This is a genomic window from Loktanella sp. DJP18 (assembly GCF_049310965.1).
Classification (GTDB): domain Bacteria; phylum Pseudomonadota; class Alphaproteobacteria; order Rhodobacterales; family Rhodobacteraceae; genus Loktanella.
This window is the reverse complement of record NZ_JBMERN010000181.1, coordinates 1-5706: the sequence shown is the minus strand read 5'-3', so window position 1 is coordinate 5706 and position 5706 is coordinate 1. Positions and strand designations below refer to the sequence as shown.

Below are 5706 nucleotides of genomic sequence, written 5' to 3'. Positions count from 1 at the left end.
GATGCACCCGACAGCCTGACGAACCATCACGTGTTCGGCACCCGCGTCCGTCAGGGCAAAACATCGCAGATGCGCCGCGATTACCTGGATGCGATGACGGCCTGGCACGATACGGTGCCGTCGCGCGACGAGCTGTTCACCGCGTTTCCTGCAACCAAAAGGCGGTTTCCCGCGCCGACCGATATGCAGGTCCCCGCGGATGACATCATGATGGTGACCGGGCAGACCTGACGGCCCGCACGACAGCCCGCAGAGGACGCGTAATTTTCCATGACGTACTGGAGCGCATGGCGTCGATCTGGGCCTGCGCCCGGGCAAGATCGCGTTGCAGCGCGGCCATTTTGTCCTGACTGGCGGAAATACGGGCTAGCGCCTGCGTCAGGACCGCAATTTCTTGCACCTGAATGTCATATCGTGCCTGCAGGGAAACCTGTGTCTGGTCCGTCATGTGATGGCCTTGCTGATGTCAGGTCATGCGGCGCGCGCCATGGGCCGCGCGGTCACCTTCTTTTCACCATACGCCTAATCCGGCGGACTGGGGCCGTGATCTTCCACGAGGTGCTGCCCAGAAGCTTTGTGATCCGGATGGACAGGCTTGCATTCTCGGCCTTCAGCGCGGCAAGGGTCTTTCCCCCAGCCTGGCGTTCGTGTTCCAGCATGCGGGTCAGGGCGGCGGTTTCGTCAAACCGCAGGCGACGTTCTTGGGCCAGAAGCTGCGCCTGGTGTTTTGCCTGCGCGTGCAGGCCTGCCACCGTGCCTTCGGTCGTGAAATGTCTGACCTGAAGCTCTGCCAGTTTGCCCCCGCGCAGATCATAGCCTTTCTGAAGCTGCGCCTCCTGTCGTTGCACTTTGGCAAGCGTGTTCTCGTAATCCGTCAGCACCAAGGCTTGGTCCTCTGTCTGGCGGCGCAGGGTGCGGGTTTCCTCTATCGCGACAAGACCCTGTCCCAAACGGCGCAGGACCAGCGCCAGCCCGGCCTTGCCATCGGACGTCTGAGCCGCATCCAGCAGGACTGACAGAGCAGGGGGGACGTTGCCCATGGGACACAGGGCCAGCCTCGTCCAGCCGTCATGGCGCAGCGCTGCATGACCGGCCAGAAAGGTCGCCGCCGGACCGTCGGCGGGCAGGTCGGCAGATCCGTGGACCACCACAAGGCCGGATGCACCGACCATTGAGGGGATGTCGTCCCAAGGCAGATCCTCGGACGGGACGCTGTCCAGATCAATGAAAAGAAGGTCGAGGTCCGCACCATGAAGTATCGTGCATGCCGCGCCGGGACTGGCTACGGAATGCAGGCGCGAGAGGCCGTCATAGACATTCTCGCTGTGTTCGCGCAGGGCGGGGGGCACGGCGGGTGCATCCTCTGCCGCACCCCGCCAGAACCCGATACCGTCGCATGACAACCCCGTCAGGCCGTCCTTTTCCAAGGCCTGGCACAGCGCGAAATGCGCCACACCGTCACCGACGCCCAGAACCGCAACCCGCCGCGCCTCAAGCGCCTGAGGCAGCCAGAACAACAATGGTACACAGGTTATGACCGGCGATGTACCGGGAAAACGGGGGCGCCAGAAGAAAGGCAGAAGCGCGGTGGGGATGATGCCGCCTGGCGGCAGATCCGCGCCCTGGTTTTCGGGTCTGTGGGTCATGTGCGGCCCGCCTTCTTTTTGTGTGCCGTGGTCTTGCGGGCCAGAAATGCAAAGGCTCCGGTCTGTGCGCAGATTAGCAAATTTAGGTGCAGGGCCATATCCGTCAACTTTTGCGGGTCATGGCCGCAAGTGACAAGCACCGCATCGGCACCGGTACAGGCCCAAGCATCGGCGATTTGCCGCAACGGCGTGCGAACCGGGCAAATCACCAGATCGGCCGGCGTAACAGAGAGCAGTTTTGCCAGCTGATCCGGGGCATCCAAAACGACGGCATCCGACGGCAGGCAAGTATCCGAAACCCGGTGCAGATTGTGCAACACTATGTCCGGTGAGGACAGATACACCGGCAGCTTGTTATGAAAGCAGGTTGCAATGACTGCCGCGTCCGGTGCGTTCATGCTGACGATGACTCGCGCGGCGGCGATCTGCGCGATCAGCATTTCGTGGCCGTCAAGCGCCAGCGGATGAGGATTTGCGGGCTTTGGCGCATCGTGCGGGATTGCAGCCTGCAAAAGCTGCGCCATGCGGTTCAGACCGAATGTCAAAAGCGCGTCTGCCCCGTCGATGAAGCGTTTGTGCAGGGCGGGATCGTCGCTGTCTTTGTGCGGTGCGGGGTCGGCCAGAGGTGGCACTAAACCGTATTCTTTGACCAACCGCGCGTTGGAGCGCAGGATTTCACGGCACCGGGCGGGCGGAAACTCGATGTGATCGCCGGTGAAACGCGGGATGTCGGGGGGCAGCTGCAAAGCCATCTCGCGGGCATGGACGCGAATATCATGTTCTAGTTCCTGACGCACCAGCGCCGGCAGATGGGCATGGGCATGGTTCAGGCGGCGTTTGCCTTCGACCAGAAACAGTTCCTTTTCCCGCACGTTCGCCCGGATGCCGGTGGCTAGGGCGCCGTCCGTCGCGGACAGGCCGGCCTGTTGCAAAAACGCAGGCACCAGCCCGTCGCCGACATGCGCCGCGTCGTAGTTGATCACATGGATGGCGGATGGTCGAAAGATCGTCGCAAGATGGTCCAGCCGCCCCGCGTAGTCATGAGCGCCACGGGCGAATTTCTCGTCGCAAAACTGATCGGGCGTCTGAAGGCAGCCGCGGAAACCGCTGAGACATTCCTCGACGTAGCGTGAGGCCATCCATTCGGGCAGAGCGCGCAGGACGGCAATGATTTCGATATCCCAATCCTGAAACCGTGCCGCCAGCGCCATCAGGACAGGGTCCGGCTGATCCGAGAACAGGCTTTCGATCGAGACGATCAGCGTGCGGGCGTCTTCATGCTGTAAAAGTTCGGCGTCGAGTGCGTCAAGCACACTAGCATAATCGGGGTCGGTCAGGGCCTGCAACAGAGTATAGTGACCGGGCGTGCGCGATTTATCGAAGGGATTGCGGCGCAGCAGGACGGACCGGGGAAACAGAATGCCCTGCGCAAGAAGCGCCTCGCGCTGCGCGGACAGGTAGTTCTGGATCGCCGTGCTGCCGGCCTTCGGCTGGCCGACGTGCAGCAAAAGGCGCTTGGAGAATGTTAAGGGCATGGCAGACTGTAGACGGAATTTTCGGAGATCAAGATCGTTTCCATCTGTTCCAGACAGCGCTCAAACCGACCGCTTTGCGTGTCGTGGCATCTGGTTTTCTTTTGCGGCGGCGCGGTCCGGAAGTCAAGCTGCCAAGGAAGACGCAAACCGATTGTCTGTCGCGTCTACGCGCGTGTCGCGCTATCCGTCAGTGTCCATAATATTTGACTTTTAAATATTTCAAAAAATCTAGCCGGGAAGCGCCATAGTATCCGCGCCATTGGCGTCCTAAATAAAGGTCAGCTTCTTCCAGATAGCCTTTCCCGCCGTGCGGGTAGGCTGTGATTTCGCCGAATATGGGGCCTGTTTGCGCGGCATAAAGATCCACTCTAGCAAAGGAGTTGAGCTTTTTGGAAAATCGCTTGGAGAGGGCAAGCATATCGTCAAAGAAAGGTGGCAATTCTAGAAAATCTTGTGAATGTTTTTGGGACTTGATAAACTGATAGGCAAAGGGCGTTCGATCCTCGTTTAGAAACCAGTGCCGGTTCTTACTTTGATCCTTGCGGTGATTGCGCTCAACTACATGTATGAAACTGCAACGGTTTCCAAAGTTGTAGAACTTAAAGTCTCTTGGAAGTCCTTCCCGGCCGGAATAATCGACAATTAGCTCTTCAACGATGACCGGCGATTCTGAGATTGTGTCGCTCGCCTTGAAGGTCGCGACGATCGTGTCGCGGCTAACAGGCAGAGCATCCATAATTTCCCACCCATCGCGGATGCAAAACACTCCGCGGTTTCCGTTTCCATTGGTCGGCTTGATCACGCAGGAGGTCGGTAAGGTGTCCAGTTCGGGCAGGTCATAAACCGAAGGGTATTGGGCGATCACGTCCGGTCCGCGCAAACCAAAGTTTGCCGCGAATTGGCGTCCTATGATCTTATTGAAGAAAGGTCTTGTCCAATGACTTGGATACCTTCTTTTGAGGGCCATTGAGGCTTCGATATGTTTGGAAAATTTGGTTGCGTCCATAGCGGTTCCCCCAACGCTCACTGGATATTTCGAAACTTTGTAAAATATCAAACCATTCTGGTCCATGTTCATTACGGCCGCGTTCGAAGCGGTGCTCACGGGGCTAATTTAAGGACTCGAGAAACTTAGTTTGGGCGTTACTGATACCAATCAGTTGTAGTAAGTGAGCGGGCATCCCAACCTTTAAAAAAGTAATTCATCAGTTTAGCAATTCCAACAACTTGCTTTGGGCCTGAATATAGCGGTCATTTGTCGTGAGTTCAATTACGTCCCATTTTTCGATCATTTGAATTTCGGATTCGCTACAAGTTCCAGCATAACATGAAATATTTTCACTAACTTCTGCCCAAAGAAAATCCGGCACTAACTCCCTCGACTTAGGATAGAGCTTTTCGAGGAATTTAAGGCCAGAACCGTATTCAAAAATAGGCATAACTTTTTGTTGAAGAGCGTCAAGTATTGGATTTGGCTCGCAATTAAGGCCAATTAAGCTAAAAGCTAAGACATCTTCATGATGAATAGGCGTTTGAAGCAGTCGGTTCTTCACCTCTTTAGAGTGTATCGCCATATCGAAATGACTGCTGGGGAGTTCATCTCCAGTCAGACGCGAGTCAAGAATAGTTTTCCTGAAGCATTTAAAGCATCTCATGCAGGGCTCATCAGCATTGCCTCTCACGCAAGATTGGGCACTCCATGTATCACCTTTAATTGCGGCCATTTTTGACGTTAGAACTTCCGATAGCCCTGATGTAGGTAATGATATCGGTAAACCCACTGCTTCAAAAATTGGGGCCCATGCGGAGTATACACTACGTTTCTTAAGATCTGAGTAGTGTGGATGACCAAGGAAGTACGCGCTTTCCATAATCATACCAAATGAAATTGAATTTATATTAAACATATCTGAAATTAAGACTGCTCCAGCAGCATTTGTCCAGTCTACCGCAAATCCAACCGGGTCCCTAACAAACTCCATATCGGTTTCAATTACAACTACATCGTAATCGCTTTTTAAATTATCGCATGCACGCAACGCTGCATCAGCCCGGTACATTCCGACAGGTACACCAGCTGGGCGTGTCCGATGACAGAAGACGGGCACCGTGTCGTCAGGCAGAATATTAAGGGCAGAAAAAGAGTCCACGCCCCCACTGAACGCGAGCGCAGGTCTCGAGCCTTTGAACGAGGTTCTCGGTTTTAATGTAGAATCAACCGGTGCTATTTTTCTCTTAAATGAGCTAAGCACGGAATTTGAGAAATCTCGCGATACACCCCACGATAGTTCTATATTTTTTTTTGTGAACGGCCCATAAATTAGGATCGCTAAGAGTGCAAGTGCGTCAGGGTGAATACCCTCTTTATCAAAGCTTTCTGGGAGGACAAATTCGCAATTATTCCAGCGCATTTTTCCTTTACGATCAGCGAAGTAATTAATATCATCGGCATTTGGTTCTGCTGAAAATAATAGTTTATCTTCCAGAAAGCTATAACTGATCTGCACAGAATATCTCCTACTTTA

Annotated in this window: 5 protein-coding genes; 1 reads left to right on the top strand and 4 read right to left on the bottom strand. The window is 54.9% G+C overall.

Going from position 1 to position 5706, the window contains the following annotated elements; translation table 11 throughout:
- The coding region (locus tag ACOI1H_RS23185) for a hypothetical protein (protein ID WP_422440511.1) at nucleotides 1–231 on the top strand (231 nt) is incomplete at its 5' end.
- Nucleotides 232–500: 269 nt separating this feature from the next.
- Here the strand turns inward: ACOI1H_RS23185 and ACOI1H_RS23180 are convergent.
- The 4 genes from ACOI1H_RS23180 to ACOI1H_RS23165 all read right to left on the bottom strand — a co-directional run bounded on the left by ACOI1H_RS23180 (nucleotide 501) and on the right by ACOI1H_RS23165 (nucleotide 5688).
- Nucleotides 501–1646, bottom strand: a complete 1146-nt coding sequence (locus ACOI1H_RS23180; protein WP_422440509.1) for a hypothetical protein — start codon at nucleotides 1644–1646, stop codon at nucleotides 501–503.
- On the bottom strand, nucleotides 1643–3181 hold the full coding sequence (locus ACOI1H_RS23175; RefSeq protein WP_422440507.1) for a hypothetical protein: 1539 nt from the start codon (nucleotides 3179–3181) through the stop codon (nucleotides 1643–1645). Before ACOI1H_RS23175 ends, ACOI1H_RS23180 begins: the two co-directional genes overlap by 4 nt.
- Nucleotides 3182–3368: 187 nt before the next feature.
- The gene (locus tag ACOI1H_RS23170; RefSeq protein WP_422440506.1) at nucleotides 3369–4187 is read right to left on the bottom strand and encodes an ATP-grasp fold amidoligase family protein; all 819 of its coding nucleotides are present in this window, start codon (nucleotides 4185–4187) and stop codon (nucleotides 3369–3371) included.
- A 199-nt stretch (nucleotides 4188–4386) separates the two neighbouring features.
- Nucleotides 4387–5688, bottom strand: coding sequence for a DUF6395 domain-containing protein (locus ACOI1H_RS23165; protein WP_422440504.1), 1302 nt, complete (start codon nucleotides 5686–5688; stop codon nucleotides 4387–4389).
- Nucleotides 5689–5706: the final 18 nt, after the last annotated feature.

Coding starts and splice junctions, on each gene's coding strand:
- ACOI1H_RS23180 (WP_422440509.1), bottom strand. CDS start 1,646: ATGACCCACAGACCCGAAAACCAGGGCGCGGATCTGCCGCCAGGCGGC.
- ACOI1H_RS23170 (WP_422440506.1), bottom strand. CDS start 4,187: ATGGACGCAACCAAATTTTCCAAACATATCGAAGCCTCAATGGCCCTC.
- ACOI1H_RS23175 (WP_422440507.1), bottom strand. CDS start 3,181: ATGCCCTTAACATTCTCCAAGCGCCTTTTGCTGCACGTCGGCCAGCCG.